This is a genomic window from Flaviramulus basaltis, assembly GCF_900114265.1.
GTDB classification, from domain to species: domain Bacteria; phylum Bacteroidota; class Bacteroidia; order Flavobacteriales; family Flavobacteriaceae; genus Flaviramulus; species Flaviramulus basaltis.
In genome coordinates, this window is record NZ_FPKV01000004.1 from 66,317 (window position 1) to 82,734 (window position 16,418).

The window sequence follows — 16,418 nt, forward strand, 5'->3', positions numbered from 1 at the left end:
AACCATGACACAAAAAAAAGCTTCAAAGTTTAAATTAAACACAATACATGAAGCCATAGACGATATAAGAAACGGAAAAGTTATTATAGTTGTTGATGACGAAAACCGTGAAAATGAAGGAGATTTTTTAGCTGCTGCCGATAAAGTAACACCAGAAATGATAAACTTTATGGCAACACACGGTAGAGGTCTTATATGTGCACCTCTAACGGAAAAAAGATGTAAAGAGCTAGATTTAAATATGATGGTGCGCAATAATACCGACCCTATGGAAACTGCCTTTACAGTATCAGTAGATCTAAGAGGTAATGGTGTTACAACAGGTATTTCTGCAAGCGATAGAGCAAAAACGGTTAAAGCTCTTATTAACGATAATACAAAGCCTTTTGAATTAGCCAGACCTGGTCATATTTTTCCATTAGTTGCTAAAGAAGGTGGTGTTTTACGTAGAACTGGACATACTGAAGCAGCCATAGATTTTGCAAGATTAGCAGGTTTACAACCAGCAGGTGTTATTGTAGAAATCATGAATGAAGATGGTTCTATGGCACGTTTACCAGAACTTTTTGAAGTTGCAAAAAAGCTTGATTTAAAAATTGTTTCGATTGAAGATTTAGTAGCTTATAGAATGCAACACGACTCTTTAATTGAGAAAAAAGAAGATTTTGAAATAGAAACTCGCTTTGGAAGTTTTAGACTAAGAGCATATAAACAAACTACTAATAATCAAATACATATAGCACTAACTAAAGGTATATGGAAAGATTATGAAGAAGTTCCTACTCGAATAAATTCTACATTGATAAACAACGATATATTAGGAACCTTAACCAACAACGTAGATGAACAATTAGAGAATATGTTTAAGGTTATTAATAATGAAGGGAAAGGTGCCATTATCTTTATAAATCAAGAATCGCAATCTATGAATATTTTAAATAGATTATCGTTTTTAAAAGAAAACCAGAAACCTAATAAAATTACCAAAGCACCAAGAATAGATATGGACAACAGAGATTTTGGTATTGGTGCCCAAATACTACATGATTTAAATATACACAAGCTACGTTTAATTTCTAATACAGAACAAACTAAACGCGTTGGTTTAATTGGTTATGGTTTAGAAATTGTTGAATATGTGAAGTATTAGTCTAATACCTCAAAAACTTTAAACATATTTTTACTTTTTGAAGCTGGCACTTCAGAAACTAGTGCGTATTTTCCTTTTTTAAGTTCTACTGAAAAATATCCTTTATGTCCTGAAGGCATTTCTTGTAATCCGCCTAAAAAAGTAACACCTTGAGGTGCTGGAGTTATTAAACCTTTTGGAGTAGCCCAATTCATCCAAGATTCTAATTCTTCGAGATTAGCTGTTTCATTTAATCTTACTAAATTCACATCATGCCCTAAAAAGTGTTCATGAAGTTTTTGATCTAAAAAATTTACACGAATTATATGCTTTCCAGATTTTATACTAGGATTAAACTCTATACCTTTTTCTGATGAAATATTGATATCTAAAGTTGGTTTTGGCTCTTCAATGCCACTAGAAGCATCTGATACAATAATTTCTTTACACATTCCCATAACAGAATGAAATTTACCATTAGGCATCTTTACATAACATTCAATTAAATATCTACCAGAATTTAATTGAATTGTTGATATAGCCTTTTCGTTAGGAGAAACTAAACCAACACCTCCATTAAAAGCAACTTGAAAAAACCATGCTGGAAGACTATTAAATGCAGTAAAACCTTCTTCGTTTTTCCCTGCATTAATTAAATCCATTCCTTTATCAAACACCGGAAACACTTGTGACTTTGTACTGTCTATAGTTTTTCCTTCAGGATATTTTTCAAAAACTAAAAAATGTGTTTCGTTAGATTTATTCTCATATTTAATACTATTCCAACCTGAAGGAATAGTATCAGGTCCTTTAAATTCCATAGAAACAGTAGTGTAGTCTATAAATTTATTTGATTTTTTTTCTGTATAATCTAGTGTTTCTTGGTTAGACTTATTAAAATTTTTACAGTTAAAAATTAAAGAAATAAATATTAAAAAAGGAACTAATTTATTATAAGAAGTATTAATCATGACGTAATGTATTAAATATCAAATTATTAAGATAAATATACTAATTATTTATTTATCCCTTTTTTTGATTATTTAAATATCAATAATTACGTTTAATTTTAATTACAGAAAATTTAAGTAGTTCTGTTTACAAATTTTAAAAGTACTAAGGTTCTTTTAAAATTTGTTCTATTTTACCACTTTGTCCACCCTTATAAAGTTGCTCTAAAATAGACTTAAGCAAATTAACATCATTGGAATTTTTCTTGTATTCTTTGTACAATTCAGGATAATCATTTTTAAGTAACAGTCTTATTTTAAAATTATCTAAAATATAATATTGACCATTATATAAATCTAAAAGCACATTACTTTGAGTATTAGACACTAAAAGTCCTAATACTCCAAAAGCTAAAGACATTCCAGTTGCCTTATCCTGGTTAATGAATGCATCATTAAATAATAAATATTTATCTATTAACTCTGTTTTAACAAAGTGTTTTTCTCCAGAATAATTACTAGCATTTAAATAGATGTTTTCCCCATCTGAATAGGCATAATATAAAGTCCTTTTATGAGACCTATCTTCTAAAAAAAGTTTATTAGAACGATGACTATTATCCTTAAATTTAATTAAAGAATCTTCAAATGGTTCATTGGCATACAATTCTGAAAAAGAAGTAAAAAAACCTTTATTTAATGGTTCATTTAAAACAACAGGGATACTCGTAACTTCTATAGAGATTGGTCTTTTAGGTTTAGTTTTATAATCTATATCATTAAAATCCATTAAGCAGTTTTTTAAAACCTGCCTAATTCTATTATCGTGCTTTCCTGTTACATCTGCACTATTCTTTTCTGCATAACCAGAAAAACTTTCTAAAAAATAATAAACATCATCTTTAAAGCTTAATACATCTAAATTCGCAATAGCTTTTCCTGTTTCTTTAAATGCACCTGTTTTTTCTGAAATTAGTAATTGATTCACCCTTATTACAAGAGGTTCTTTTTTGGAATCTGGAGGAAATACAACATTGAAATACTCCATTAATTCCTCTTCAAAAGGCTTGTCAAATTTAGAAAGTACTTTTCTATTAAAAACCCCTTTTTGGGCAATTCCTAAATTGTCTTTATAAACTCTATTATCAATAATTTTTGAAACATAAAAGTTTACATCTTCTATAGTATCATTTTCAATTGGCAATAGATTAACTATGTGATAATCTGATTCTTGAGAAAGAACTACAAATGAATGAATTAAAAAAAAGAATACTAAATATTTTCTCAGCCTAAACATTTCTTTATTTTTTACATATATCATTAATAATTTCAACCATTTTATTTGCCCTAGCTATAACCTCTTCTTTAGTCCAAGAGAGTTTTATTAAGCAAGAAATATTTCGTGCAATGTAATGGTCTGATTGAGGGTATTCTTTAGTCTGAAGATATTCCAATCCTTTTTTTACTTCAGCAGAAATTGGGAAAAGTGATTTCATATCTTTTAAATGATTCCACTTTCTTATGTAATGCCAATTATTATCATAATAATGAAAACAAGCATCTACTCCATTTTTCTTAAAAGCTTCTGATGTTTTACGAGCAGTTTCTAAATCTGGCAAAAAGAAATTCAAAAATGCATAACTTTCTTCACCTACTTCAGGAACAGTTCTAAAAGTAACTTCTGGAATTACTGATAAAGCCTCACGAATTACAATATAATTATTCTTTTGAATATCAAGAAATTCTGGTAAGCGTTTTACTTGCGCTAAACCAACCGCAGCATGTAGCTCTGAAATTCTAAAATTATAACCTAAAAACGGATGGGTTTCTGCACCTCTATCATTACCTACATGATCATGACCATGATCACTATAATGATCTGCATTAATATAATAATCTTTATTATTTGTTATAACTGCTCCTCCTTCACCACAAGTTATCGTTTTTACAAAATCGAATGAAAAACAACCTAAATCGCCTATGCTTCCCAATGGTTTCCCGTTGTATGTCCCTCCTATGGCTTGACATGCATCTTCCACTAAAAGCAAATTGTTTTTGTTGCAAACATTTTGTAAAGCATTCATATCTCCCATACTTCCACACATTTGCACCACCATAACAGCTTTAGTTTTTGATGTAATTGCGGCCTCAACGGCTTTAGGGTTTAATGTTAATGTATCATCTATATCAACTAAAACAGGAATGGCGCCAAGCATCATTATAGCTTCGAAACTGGCTACAAATGTAAATGTTGGCATAATAACCTCATCTCCTGCACCTACTCCAGCAGAAGCTAAAGCTACAGATACTGCAGCAGTTCCGCTTGAAACTAATTGCACATGATTAGATTGAAATGTGTTTTGTAATTCAGATTCGAGTTCTTTAGCCTTCCAATGACCATTTCTCATACCATCAAAACCATAGCGCATTAACACACCATTTTCTAAAACATCGTTAACTTCTTTTCTTTCGGCATCTCCAAATAATTCAAATCCTGGCATAATATTATTTTATTTTTAATGTTGAATTGGATGCTTTTGCGTTAGGGATTGTAGAGGAAATCCTTTTTTAATTTTCTAAAAAAGATTGCAACATAAAGCCCGACCCTTGTGGTAACGCCCAAAACATTAATTTTATTTTATAGTTCTATAATTGTTTCTTCGATAGGTTTTCTAACTTTTTTAAATTCTGAAAACATATCATCTTTCGCTCTAAATCCCACAGGAAGTAATAAAATAGATTTTAATCCTCTTTTGTTTAAACCAAGTAATTCATCGTACTTTTCGGGTATAAATCCTTCCATAGGGCAAGAATCAATTCCTTCTACAGCACAAACCGCCATTAAATTGCCAAGTGCTATGTAAGCTTGATTTTTTGACCATTGTTGACGTTCTGTTACAGACATGTCTTTAATAGTTTTTATTAAACTCTCTCGGTAAGGTTTTAAGATAGTTTCTGAGGTATTGCGTATCTTTTTTATGTTATCGTAATACGAAACCACATCATCATTTAATATGTTTTCTTGAATACAAATTACAAAAAGGTGTGAAGCTTCTAATACTTGTTTCTGATAAAAAGCATGTTCTATCAAAGGTTCTCGCAAAATATCGTCTTCAAGAATAACTAAAGAAATTGTTTGTAGACCAAATGAAGTCGCTGTTAAATTAAAGGCCTCCTTTAGTGTATTTATTTGGTTTTTAGATAGCTTCTTAGAAGTATCAAATTTTTTAGTTGCGTAGCGCCACTTCAAATGCTTAATAATATCCATATAAGTTAAATATAGTTAAGCAAAAATAATACTTGATTGGTGTTTTTAAGGTAAAAAAATGATAAAATAAAGGAATAGTGTCATCAAAAAAAATATTTTTAAAAAAGTGATATTTTATTTGAAAGAATTAAAAAAGGGTTCTATATTTGCACCCGCATTCAGCGAATAGCTGATGAGGCGCTCAAGGAGAAATGGCAGAGCGGTCGAATGCGGCAGTCTTGAAAACTGTTGAGGGTCACACCTCCGGGGGTTCGAATCCCTCTTTCTCCGCTAGTTAAACCGTAATTACTTAAATAATAAGTTTTTACGGTTTTTTTATTCAATAATTTCTCACCAATTAGTCAAATACTCAGAAAATTAAACAATTTTAGACTAACCCAAAAAGTATGTTTAAATTTAAAGTGATAAAAACACTATTAATGTACAAAAACCTTTCACAAGTATTTAAAACATTAATTTTTAACATCTTACACTTAACTTAGAAGCATTTTTAAATGACCTTATATTCTAGAAAATGGCTCTTAAAAATAAATAGAACATTTATAGTATCTTTTTTTTAGACAAGTTTTTATGTTGGACTAAAAACTTTTAATCGTAATCTCTAATCATTTACTTCCTACATTTAATAAAAAAACAGAGAAAGTAATTTCTCTGTTTTTTTATAATAGATCAACCTACATATTTTAAGAAGACATATTAAATATATAATTTAAGATAAATAAATATAAAGTCCAATAACTGCGGCAATAATAGCATAACCAACAGGTTTTAAATGTTTCCATGGCACAATATCAACTTGTTTAGTGTATTCTTGACTATAATCTGTTTCTCTTGGATAAAATTTACTAACAACAAACATTATAATTATTGTTAGTACAAATAATATACCCATTAGATGCAAGAAACTAATATTAGGTTTAATAACATATAATGTAATTAAATAAGTGACTACACTAAATAAAATAGCAATATTTGCAGCTTTTCCAGAAACACGTTTAGAAAATATACCAACAATAACAATAGCTAAAATAGGAACACTATGTGTACCATTTAACTCTTGAAGATAGGTAAATATACCTCCTTCAACCCCATAAAGTAAAGGAGCAATACCCATAGAAAATAAAGCTAAAACAATACCAAATATTTTACCTGCTTTTACTACTTGAATTTCTGAAGCATTCTTATTAATGTATTCTTTATAAAAATCAAGTCCAAATAAAGTTACCGAACTATTTAATGCACTATTAAAAGAACTTAAGATAGCTCCAAACAACACCGCTGCAAAAAAACCAATAAAAGCTACTGGCAGTACCGCTTTAACAACCATAGGATATGCTTCATCTGCATTCGCTAAATCACCATTAAAAATATAGAACGCTATAATACCCGGAAGCACTACAATAAAAGGTCCGAGAATTTTAATAAATGCTGCTAATAAAAGTCCTTTTTGGCCTTCTTTTAAATTTTTGGCACCAAGAGCTCTTTGAATAATGGCTTGGTTGGTTCCCCAATAATAAAAGTTAACTATTATCATTCCTGTAAAAAGAGTCCAAAATGGTACATCTGAATCTGGACCTCCAATAATATCGAACTTCTCTGGAAGCGCTGTAGTTAATGTTTTTAATCCTCTAAAAACATTACCATCACCTATTTTCATTAAACCAAAAATTGGAATTAACGAACCTCCAACAATTAAGCCTACTGCATTAATGGAATCTGATACGGCTACCGCCTTTAAGCCTCCAAAAATAGCATAAATACTACCTATTATACCAATAGTCCAAACTGTAACCCAAAGTGTTGATTCTGCATCCATTCCTAGTGATTCAGGAATATCAAACATCGTGTTTATTGCTAATGCACCTGAATAAAGAACAGTTGGCAACATAGAAATAGCATAACCTAAAAGAAACAGTAAGGAAACAATAGTCTTGGTTGATTTACCATATCTATTTTCTAAAAATTGTGGAATAGTAGCAATTCCACTTTTTAGATATTTTGGTAATAATACAAATGCCGTAAAAACCATAGCAATTGCAGCTACAACTTCATAAGCCATAATTGGTATACCGTCTCTAAATGATACACCATTCATTCCAACAATTTGTTCAGTTGAAAGGTTAGTAAGTAATAGTGAACCTGCAATAACAGGACCAGTTAAACTTCTTCCAGCTAAAAAATAGCCATCTGAAGACTTTTCATCAGTCTTTCTTGTAGACCACCAAGCTATAACTGCTACTAATAATGTAAAAGCAACAAAAGATAACATTCCCATAATTTAATTTAGTTAGTTAGTTAGTTAGTTAGTTAGTTAGTTAGTTAGTTAGTTAGTTAGTTGATTTTTAAATGCACACTTAAATATTGCTATTTTACAGAAAATTTAAATGTTGTTTTAGTGGAATAAGTTTCTCCTGGTTTTAAAATTACTGATGGAAATTCATTCTGGTTTGGTGAATCTGGAAAGTGTTGTGTTTCTAGACAAAACCCTGTTCTATGTCCATAAGTTCCTCCATTAGGCATTGGTAAAGTACCATCTAAAAAATTTCCTGTATAGAATTGTATTCCAGGCTCATCAGAAAAAACCTCCATGAAACGCCCACTAGCCTCATCGTATGCTGAAGCTGCAAAACGCATAGCGTCTTTTTCTCCATTTAAAACCCAGCAATGGTCATAACCTTTACCTAATTTTAATTGCTCATTATCAGTATTAATTTCTTTACCTATTTTTTTAGATGAAGTAAAATCGAATGGTGTTCCTTCTACTTTTTTAATTTCTCCAGTTGGAATTAAAGTCGCATCTACTGGCAAATATGCATCTGCATTCAATACAACATCATGACCTAAAATATCTTTTGAAAAATCTCCAGTTAAATTGAAATAAGCATGTTGAGTTAAATTTACAACAGTAGTTTTGTCTGTAGTAGCTTCGTAAGTCACTTCTACAGCATTGTCTTTAGTTAAGGTATAGACTACCGTAATATTTAAATTACCTGGATAACCTTCTTCTCCATCTTTACTTAAATACGTTAATCTTAATGATGAATTTTCCATTTCTTTAATTGGTTCTGCTTTCCAAATTACTCTATCATAACCATTAACACCGCCATGTAAATGATTAGAACCATCGTTAGTTGCTAAATTGTATTCATTACCTTCTAAAGTAAATTTTCCTTTTGCAATTCGATTTCCATAACGTCCAATTAAAGCTCCAAAAAACGGATTATCTTTTTGATAATCTTCAATATTATCAAACCCTAAAACTACATTTTCTAAGTCGCCATTTTTGTTTGGTACTTTTAAAGACGTTATTCTTCCTCCATAAGTAATCACATTCATTTCAATACCATTAGCATTTTTTAATGCATATTGTTCAATTGAAATGCCATCTTCTGTTTTACCAAATTCTGATTTTTCTATAGCTAATTTTTCTTTTACAATAGTTTCTGACGCTTCAGGTGTTTCTTCTTTTTTATTATCTTTACATTGCATGTTAATAGTTGCAGCAAAAGCAAATACTAAATAAAATAAAACAGGTTTTAAGTTTTTCATCATGAAATAGTTTTTAGTTGGTTATTATAAACGATGCTGAAACATATTATAATAGGCTTCGTTTGCATTCATAGAATCTTTAAATGGTCGTACTTTAGTATCTTGATCAATAACTAATAATTCAATACCTGCGATATCTGCAAAATCCTCCATATATTCAGTAGTAATAGCTTGAGAATACACCGTATGATGTGCTCCACCAGCTAAAATCCATGTTGTTGCTGCAATATCTAAATTAGGTTTTGCTTCCCAAAGTACGCGTGCTACTGGTAATTTTGGTAAATCTCCCATTGGTTTTACTGCTTCAACTTCATTTACAATAAGTCTAAAACGGTTACCCATATCTACTAAAGAGGCATTGATTGCAGCTCCTTCTGGCGAGTTAAATACTAAACGCACAGGATCTGCTTTTCCACCAATTCCTAATGGATGAACCTCACAAGATGGTTTTGCTTCTGAAATAGATGGACAAATTTCTAACATATGAGATCCTAAAACATAGGCTTTTTGTGGTGTAAAATGATAGGTGTAATCTTCCATAAACGAGGTACCTCCTTCTAAACCATATGCCATTACTTTCATTACTCTTACCATAGCTGCAGTTTTCCAGTCTCCTTCTCCACCAAACCCATATCCATCTGCCATTAAACGTTGTACAGCTAAACCTGGTAATTGCTTTAAGTCTCCTAAGTTTTCAAAAGTATCTGTAAATGCTTTAAAATCACCTTCGTCTAAAAAGGAACGTAATCCTATTTCTATTTTCGCAGCTTCAGTAAGAGAATCTCTCATACTTCCATCAACTTTTAGGTTATCTGATAAATTATATTCTGTTTCGTAAACTTTAATTAAGTCATTTATTTGTTGCTCTGTAACCTCATCAATTTTTGCTGTAACATCTGAAGAATCATATCCATTTACAGACATTCCAAAACGTATTTGAGCTTCTACTTTATCGCCATCAGTAACTGCTACTTCACGCATATTATCTCCAATACGAGCGACTTTTAGGTTCCGCATTTCGTCCCATCCTAAAGCAACTCTAGACCAAACACCTATTTTATTATGAACACGTTCTTCCTTCCAATGCCCTACAACTACTTTTCGTTTGATTCGCATTCTTGACATGATGTAACCAAACTCTCGGTCTCCATGAGCCGATTGATTTAGATTCATAAAATCCATATCTATTTCATTCCAAGGAATTTCTGCATTAAACTGTGTATGTAAATGACACAAAGGTTTGTTTAAAATATTTAAACCAGCTATCCACATTTTTGCAGGTGAAAACGTGTGCATCCAAGTAATAATTCCAACACAGTCTTTTGAAGCGTTAGCAGCTTCACAAAGCGAAGTAATTTCTGAAGGTGTTTTTACTGTTTGTTTAAAGACTACTTTAACAGGAATGTAATTTGAAGCGTCTAACCCTTTTGCTATGTCTTGTGAATTTTTTGCAACTTGATTTAACGTTTCTTCTCCGTAAAGGTGTTGACTACCTGTTACAAACCAAATTTCTTTATTAGATATATCAATCATTTATTTATTATAATTTTTAATTATTGTCCGTAATAAGCGTTTTTACCATGCTTCCGCTCATAATGTTTTTTTATTAATGAATCTTTTAATCGCTGTGCTTCTGGGTTAATTTGAAGTGTTAAATAAGCCATTTCTGCAACCACTTCTAACACTTTACTATTATAAACTGCTTTGGCTGCATTTTTACCCCAAGTAAAAGGTCCATGATTTCCTATTAAAATCATTTCTACTTCTTTGTGAGATAAATTTTTATCCTTGAAACAGTTTAGTATTTGAATACCTGTGTTGTGTTCGTAATTTCCTTCTATTAAATCATCGCTCATTGGTGGTGCACAAGGTATATCTGTAGTTAAATGATCTGCATGTGTCGTACCAAAAATTGGTACGTCTTTTTGTGCTTGAGCCCAAGCACAAGAAAATTTTGCATGTGTGTGAGCAATACCTCCAATATCTTCCCAGTTTTTATATAAAAAGGAATGTGTTTTTGTGTCTGATGAAGGACGCATAGTCCCTTCAACTATATTATTATCGTAATCTAAAATGATAATATTTTCTGGTTTTAAAGTTTCATAAGGTACACCACTTGGCTTAATAGCAAACACCCCATTACCTCTATCAACTGCGCTTACATTTCCAAATGTATACACGACAAGATCTAATGCATTAAGCTGCATATTTGCCTCATAGCATTCTTCTTTAAGTGATTTATACTTGGAACTCATATTGTTTTCTTTTTATGGTTTGTTCTACAAACTCGCTTAATACTTTGTATGATTCCATTAAGTTTGAGTACGTTTTTATATTGTTGGTCTGTGGAAAATATTCAGCTTCAAAATCGCTTCCCATAACCTTACTTGCCTCTATAACATTATCATAAACTCCTGCGGCAACTGCAGCATAAATAGCTGCTCCCAAAGCTGGCGCTTGGTCCGACTCGGCTACTTTAATTGGCATGTTTAATACATTTGCTAATGTTTGCATAATAAATGGTGATTTACGTGCTACACCTCCAATACCAATAACAGATTCGATTTTTACACCTTCACCTTCAAAACGATCTACAATCATTTTAGAACCAAAACAAATGGCATTAACTAATGCCTTAAAAATATGTGGTGCTTTTGTTCCTAAAGAAATACCTGAAATTGCTGCTTTTAATTCTTGATTAGCATCTGGAGTTCTACGTCCATTCACCCAATCTAATGCTATTGGCATAGCGTCTTCTAACGAAATTTGTTCTGCTTGTACTGCTAATGTTCTTATAAAATTAGCATCAATTTCATCTTGAAGCTTTATTTTTTGTTCATCAGAAAGAACCGATGATGTCATAACTAAATTATCTATTGGCCAAGATAAAACATCTTTAAACCAAGCTAATACATCTCCAAAAGCAGATTGACCAGCTTCTAAACCTACTAATCCAGGAATAACAGAACCATCTACTTGACCACAAATACCTTTTATGCAATTATCGCCAATTAGTTCTTCTTCTGCAACCATAATATCACAAGTTGAAGTTCCCATAACGCGAACTAATGTGTGAGCATCTATTTTGGCTCCAACTGCTCCTGAATGTGCATCAAAAGTACCAACAGCAATAACTGTTTTAGTGGTTAAACCTAATTTATCTGCCCATTCCTGATTTAAATGACCTGCAATTTCATCAGAAGTATAAGTCTCTTTGTACAGGTTTTCTCTTAATTCCGCTAAGTAAGGATCTAACTGAGTTAAAAAAGCTTCATCAGGTAAACCATTCCAGCTTTTATGCCACATAGCTTTATGTCCTGCAGCACATCTACTTCTTTTAAAAGTTGTTAAATCTTTGTGATCTGCTAACATGTAAGTCATATAATCGCAATGCTCCATCCAGGTATGTGCCGCTTCTTTAACAGTCTTATCTTCTCTAGCAACCTGTAAAATCTTTGCCCAAAACCATTCTGAAGAATAAATTCCTCCTTCAAATTTGGTGTAATCTTCTCCTCCCCAACTTCTAGCTAACTCATTAATCTCATTAGCTTCTTTTACTGCTGTATGATCTTTCCAAAGTACCATTAATGCATTTGGATTTTCTTTAAAACCATCAACTAATGCTAAAGGTATTCCATCTTTTGTAAGTGGAAGAGGCGATGAACCTGTTGTATCAATACAAATACTAACAACCAATTCTGGAGATACTTGACTTTGTGAAATAACAGACTTAATAGTGTGTTCTAAACCTTCTATATGATCAAGTGGATGTTGTCTAAACTGGTTTATTCTAGGATTACAATATTGTTGTTTTTTCCATCGTGGATATATAAACACCTCTGAAGCTAACTCCACTCCATTCTGAGTATCAATTAATACAGCTCTTACAGAATCTGATCCATAATCTAGCCCTATTACGTATGATTTCATATTTTTTACTTATTTGCTTTAAACAAATATAAACAATAATTTATTATAAGTGTATTTATAACACTTATGAAATGATTGATATCTCGGATATAATAAAAAAACAATATATTAGCTTAAATTAATGTACATATGATGGTTGGATATAATCCTGATGATAAAATTTTTCATGCTGTAGATTGTATAATTTTTGGTTTTAATGATGAAGACTTAAAAGTGCTTTTAATTCAAAGAGATTTTGAACCTGAAAAAGGTAAATGGTCTTTGATGGGTGGTTTTTTAAAAAAGGTTGAAACTCTAGATGATGCCGCTATACGCATACTCAATAGATTAACGGGTATGCAAAATATTTACATGGAACAATTATATACTTTTAGTGAAGTTAATCGTGATCCTGTGGAAAGAACTATTTCAACATCCTATTATGCTATTATAAATATTGAAAAGCATAATGAGGAGTTAATAGAAAATTATAATGCCAAATGGTTTAGCCTATCAGAAGTTCCTAATTTAATTTTTGATCACAATGATATGCTAGATAAAGCAATTAAGCGACTAAGAAGACGCACATCTATAAGCCCCATTGGATTTGAACTCTTACCAGAAAAATTTACAATGCGTCAACTTCAAAAACTATATGAAACAATACTAGATAAAGAACTAGATAAAAGAAACTTTATTAATAAAATAAACTCTATGGATATATTAATAAAGTTAAAAGAAAAAGATATGACATCTTCTACTAAAGGCTCATTTCTTTTTCAATTCGAAAAAGCTAAATACGATGAAAAACAAACTAATAGTTTTTATCTAAAACTATAGGGTTTATGTTTTAAACTAGCAACCTGCAGTTTTTAAAATTATCGTTTTCTTATGAGGAATAAATCAATTAATATTTTATTCACTATTCATAAATCCAATTGTATATAAACTGGCAAATGATCTGAAGGATATTGTAAATTCCAATTATCGCTTAAAACAGCATATTTATTTACAGAAATATCAAAGCTTACAAAAATGAAGTCAATACGTTGTGTTACGGGTTCATGAAACTTAAAGCCATTAAAAGTTCCTGTTGGTCCAAACCTAGTTTTTGCAATAGTATTAGAATCTTTTAAATTTTCAAGAATAAACTCAATACTTTCATGTTTGCTTTCCATATTAAAATCTCCCATTAAAATTACAGGTAGTTTATTTGTGTTTATTTCTCTAATCTTATTAATAATTAAAATGGCACTCTTTTTTCTGGCAATAACACCTACATGGTCAAAATGTGTGTTAAACACTAAAAAATTTTGTTTTGTTTCTTTATTTTCAAGTAAAACATAAGTACATACTCTATTGCAAACAGCATCCCAGCCCATAGAGACTTTTTCTGGTGTTTCAGAGAGCCAAAAAGTTGAGGATTTTAAAACATTGAGTTTATTTTTTTTGTAAAAAATAGCAGAATATTCACCCTCATTTTTTCCATTATCTCTTCCTACTCCAACAAAGCTATAATCTACCAAAAGACTATCCATATCTTTCATTTGATTTGGCATCGCTTCTTGAACTCCAAGAACATCAGGTTCGTAAAACTTTATTTGATTGATAAAAAAAGACTTTCTATTCGCCCAACTATTTTCTCCTTCTTTTGGGTAATCAAGCTTAATATTATAAGTCATTACTGAATAACTTTGAGCAAAACTCAAACTTGAAAATACTACATAAATAACGAGAAGAAGTTTCATTTTAAAATTATTTAGTGTACAAAATATCACTTTTTTTTGAAATTCCGTTTTCATTAAATGCTTCTACTTGGTAATAATAACTCTGGTCTTTTGTTAACGCGCGTAACTCGTAATTTGGTGTGTGATACATTAATGCTGAAAGATTGAGCTTATCTTTTGAAATTCCCCAATAAATAACATAACCTGTTGCTCCATCAACTTTATCCCAGGTTAAATTGGTATTTCTTTTATCTTTTTGTCGTTCAACTTTAAAATGAGAAGGTGCTTGTGGTTTGGCTTCATAACCATTTCCAAAGATTCTAAATTCTGAAATTGACAAGTAATTATTACTGCAATACACATGATTATAACGAATGTATCTCACATCTACAGCATCTTTTAATTCAATGTATCCATGAGGCATATCTCGTGTGTTTTCTGAATAATCTGAAATAGTTTCCCATTTTTTTCCATCGAGAGAACCTTCAATAACAAACTGCTGTTTTAAATCGTCTGGTCTACCGTAAATATCACTATTAAAATCCTGAAAATTAATTTGAATAGCTTTTACACTCATCTTCTTCTCTAAATCAACCTCAACATAAATGGAATCGTTATTTGCTTCCGAAACCCAATACGAACGAATTTCCTCATCATTAATTTTAGCGATATCAAACTCTCTTATTTGCCCTAACATATAACCACTATCACTTTCATCTACAACATTTATTTCTTTAGTTACTAAAGGCGAATTAGTTTTAACAGGCTTATTATAAGACAACAACATCCAACCTGTAAAACGCTCTTTATGCTTATCTACTTTGGTATCTGGTAAAAAATGCGGATAATCGCCATAAGCTGTATTCACATACATTTGACCGTTTTCTTCAAAACCAGCAGGATACATACCAATTCTTCGTTCGAATTTATAATTTACAGAAATCGCCATAGTTGCATAATGCCAGTAATTTCCATTGTTATCTTTTACTGTACTTCCATGACCAGAACCTTTTAAAAAACCTCCTGGTTTGTATGAAATGGGATTATATGGTGCATATTCAAAAGGACCAAACGGGCTTTTACTGGTTCGTACACCATCGGCATAAACATTCCATTGGGTTCCTGGCGCACCATATTCTAGATAATAAGTATCGTTATGTTTTACCATCCAAGGGCCTTCTAAATAAGGCTCAATATCCGATTTATGATCTTGACCAAAACGCTCCCAACCATAATTATCTGGGTGCAAATTGAATAAATCTTTCTCCTCTCCCATTGGCACATAATAGTTATCTGCATCTAACTCAACCACACGAATTGGCCATTTATTTGATGATTCTTCATATAGATATACTTTACCATCATCATCTACAAATAAATCTGGATCTTGAATACCACCTGGTGGATCTAATACTGCAAAATTAGTTTTCCAATCTCCTAATTCAGGATTATCTGTTTCTATAATTGGACCACTTCCCGAAGGATCTCCATAAACAATTATTTTTCCATCTTTTACAGCTGCAGCTGGCGCATTACAGCCTTCAAAATACCAACTTTGTGGTTTAATAAATGTCCAATTACTCATATCATCACTCATCCAATACCCATGAGAACGCGTTACGAACATGTAATACTTTCCTTTAAAATTAACTAAAGCAGGATCTGCACCAGAACGATAAGATACTTTGTTTTTAGCTCTATAATGTGACATATAAGAATAATCTATATCTACAGGATTACAGTAGGTTTTATAGTCTCTTTTTTTAATTTTTACAACTGGCTTTTCTTCAACTAAATTATTATTTTCTGATTGCTTTTTACAAGAGAAAATTAGTAATAATAGTATAGTGATTTGTAGATATTTCATATTAGTAGATTTCAATGAT

13 protein-coding genes and 1 tRNA gene are annotated in these 16,418 nt (G+C 31.1%); 3 read left to right on the forward strand and 11 right to left on the reverse strand.

Translation table 11 applies throughout. From position 1 onward, the window contains the following. Nucleotides 1–4 precede the first annotated feature (4 nt). The gene (gene ribB / locus BT151_RS15365) at nt 5–1,150 is read left to right on the forward strand and encodes a 3,4-dihydroxy-2-butanone-4-phosphate synthase (RefSeq protein WP_072403463.1); all 1,146 of its coding nucleotides are present in this window, start codon (nt 5–7) and stop codon (nt 1,148–1,150) included. Here the strand turns inward: ribB and BT151_RS15370 are convergent. The 4 genes from BT151_RS15370 to BT151_RS15385 all read right to left on the reverse strand — a co-directional run bounded on the left by BT151_RS15370 (nt 1,147) and on the right by BT151_RS15385 (nt 5,347). After that, nucleotides 1,147–2,100, reverse strand: a complete 954-nt coding sequence (locus BT151_RS15370) for a hypothetical protein (protein ID WP_072403248.1) — start codon at nt 2,098–2,100, stop codon at nt 1,147–1,149. The genes ribB and BT151_RS15370 overlap by 4 nt on opposite strands. Nucleotides 2,101–2,245: 145 nt before the next feature. Continuing rightward, nucleotides 2,246–3,376 (reverse strand): hypothetical protein, encoded by a 1,131-nt coding sequence (locus BT151_RS15375; protein WP_143144328.1) that lies wholly within the window; start codon nt 3,374–3,376, stop codon nt 2,246–2,248. Between the two features lie 4 nt (nt 3,377–3,380). Beyond that, nucleotides 3,381–4,580: a DegT/DnrJ/EryC1/StrS family aminotransferase gene (locus tag BT151_RS15380; protein ID WP_072403250.1), complete on the reverse strand. Its 1,200-nt coding sequence runs from the start codon at nt 4,578–4,580 to the stop codon at nt 3,381–3,383. Between the two features lie 137 nt (nt 4,581–4,717). Beyond that, the gene (locus BT151_RS15385; protein WP_072403251.1) at nt 4,718–5,347 is read right to left on the reverse strand and encodes an NAD(P)H-dependent oxidoreductase; all 630 of its coding nucleotides are present in this window, start codon (nt 5,345–5,347) and stop codon (nt 4,718–4,720) included. Between the two features lie 185 nt (nt 5,348–5,532). Here BT151_RS15385 and BT151_RS15390 point away from each other — a divergent pair. Beyond that, nucleotides 5,533–5,617: transfer RNA gene (locus BT151_RS15390), tRNA-Ser, on the forward strand. 439 nt (nt 5,618–6,056) lie between these two features. Here the strand turns inward: BT151_RS15390 and BT151_RS15395 are convergent. From BT151_RS15395 to BT151_RS15415, 5 genes are all read right to left on the reverse strand, one after another. After that, complete coding sequence (locus BT151_RS15395) at nt 6,057–7,622, reverse strand: solute:sodium symporter family transporter (RefSeq protein WP_072403252.1); 1,566 nt, start codon at nt 7,620–7,622, stop codon at nt 6,057–6,059. A gap of 89 nt (nt 7,623–7,711) precedes the next feature. Continuing rightward, the gene (locus tag BT151_RS15400) at nt 7,712–8,896 is read right to left on the reverse strand and encodes an aldose epimerase family protein (protein ID WP_072403253.1); all 1,185 of its coding nucleotides are present in this window, start codon (nt 8,894–8,896) and stop codon (nt 7,712–7,714) included. A 24-nt stretch (nt 8,897–8,920) separates the two neighbouring features. Then, on the reverse strand, nt 8,921–10,429 hold the full coding sequence (araA, locus tag BT151_RS15405) for an L-arabinose isomerase (protein ID WP_072403254.1): 1,509 nt from the start codon (nt 10,427–10,429) through the stop codon (nt 8,921–8,923). Nucleotides 10,430–10,449: 20 nt separating this feature from the next. Then, nucleotides 10,450–11,151, reverse strand: coding sequence for an L-ribulose-5-phosphate 4-epimerase (locus BT151_RS15410; protein WP_072403255.1), 702 nt, complete (start codon nt 11,149–11,151; stop codon nt 10,450–10,452). Beyond that, nucleotides 11,135–12,826, reverse strand: coding sequence for a ribulokinase (locus BT151_RS15415; RefSeq protein WP_072403256.1), 1,692 nt, complete (start codon nt 12,824–12,826; stop codon nt 11,135–11,137). The genes BT151_RS15410 and BT151_RS15415 overlap by 17 nt, the downstream gene beginning before the upstream one ends. Before the next feature lie 129 nt (nt 12,827–12,955). On the opposite strand from BT151_RS15415, the gene BT151_RS15420 reads away from it, so the two are divergent. Next, complete coding sequence (locus tag BT151_RS15420; protein ID WP_072403257.1) at nt 12,956–13,645, forward strand: NUDIX hydrolase; 690 nt, start codon at nt 12,956–12,958, stop codon at nt 13,643–13,645. A gap of 86 nt (nt 13,646–13,731) precedes the next feature. Here BT151_RS15420 and BT151_RS15425 read toward each other — a convergent pair whose 3' ends face one another. Both BT151_RS15425 and BT151_RS15430 read right to left on the reverse strand, forming a co-directional pair. Then, a complete protein-coding gene (locus BT151_RS15425) occupies nt 13,732–14,553 on the reverse strand; it encodes an endonuclease/exonuclease/phosphatase family protein (protein WP_072403464.1) in 822 nt (273 codons plus the stop codon). A 7-nt stretch (nt 14,554–14,560) separates the two neighbouring features. Further along, nucleotides 14,561–16,399: a family 43 glycosylhydrolase gene (locus BT151_RS15430; RefSeq protein WP_072403258.1), complete on the reverse strand. Its 1,839-nt coding sequence runs from the start codon at nt 16,397–16,399 to the stop codon at nt 14,561–14,563. Nucleotides 16,400–16,418 lie beyond the last annotated feature (19 nt).

Bases quoted from the DNA above. Each gene is read 5' to 3' on its own strand.
- ribB (WP_072403463.1), top strand. From the start codon at position 5: ATGACACAAAAAAAAGCTTCAAAGTTTAAATTAAACACAATACATGAA.
- BT151_RS15370 (WP_072403248.1), bottom strand. From the start codon at position 2,100: ATGATTAATACTTCTTATAATAAATTAGTTCCTTTTTTAATATTTATT.
- BT151_RS15375 (WP_143144328.1), bottom strand. From the start codon at position 3,376: ATGTTTAGGCTGAGAAAATATTTAGTATTCTTTTTTTTAATTCATTCA.
- BT151_RS15380 (WP_072403250.1), bottom strand. From the start codon at position 4,580: ATGCCAGGATTTGAATTATTTGGAGATGCCGAAAGAAAAGAAGTTAAC.
- BT151_RS15385 (WP_072403251.1), bottom strand. From the start codon at position 5,347: ATGGATATTATTAAGCATTTGAAGTGGCGCTACGCAACTAAAAAATTT.
- BT151_RS15395 (WP_072403252.1), bottom strand. From the start codon at position 7,622: ATGGGAATGTTATCTTTTGTTGCTTTTACATTATTAGTAGCAGTTATA.
- BT151_RS15400 (WP_072403253.1), bottom strand. From the start codon at position 8,896: ATGAAAAACTTAAAACCTGTTTTATTTTATTTAGTATTTGCTTTTGCT.
- araA (WP_072403254.1), bottom strand. From the start codon at position 10,429: ATGATTGATATATCTAATAAAGAAATTTGGTTTGTAACAGGTAGTCAA.
- BT151_RS15410 (WP_072403255.1), bottom strand. From the start codon at position 11,151: ATGAGTTCCAAGTATAAATCACTTAAAGAAGAATGCTATGAGGCAAAT.
- BT151_RS15415 (WP_072403256.1), bottom strand. From the start codon at position 12,826: ATGAAATCATACGTAATAGGGCTAGATTATGGATCAGATTCTGTAAGA.
- BT151_RS15420 (WP_072403257.1), top strand. From the start codon at position 12,956: ATGATGGTTGGATATAATCCTGATGATAAAATTTTTCATGCTGTAGAT.
- BT151_RS15425 (WP_072403464.1), bottom strand. From the start codon at position 14,553: ATGAAACTTCTTCTCGTTATTTATGTAGTATTTTCAAGTTTGAGTTTT.
- BT151_RS15430 (WP_072403258.1), bottom strand. From the start codon at position 16,399: ATGAAATATCTACAAATCACTATACTATTATTACTAATTTTCTCTTGT.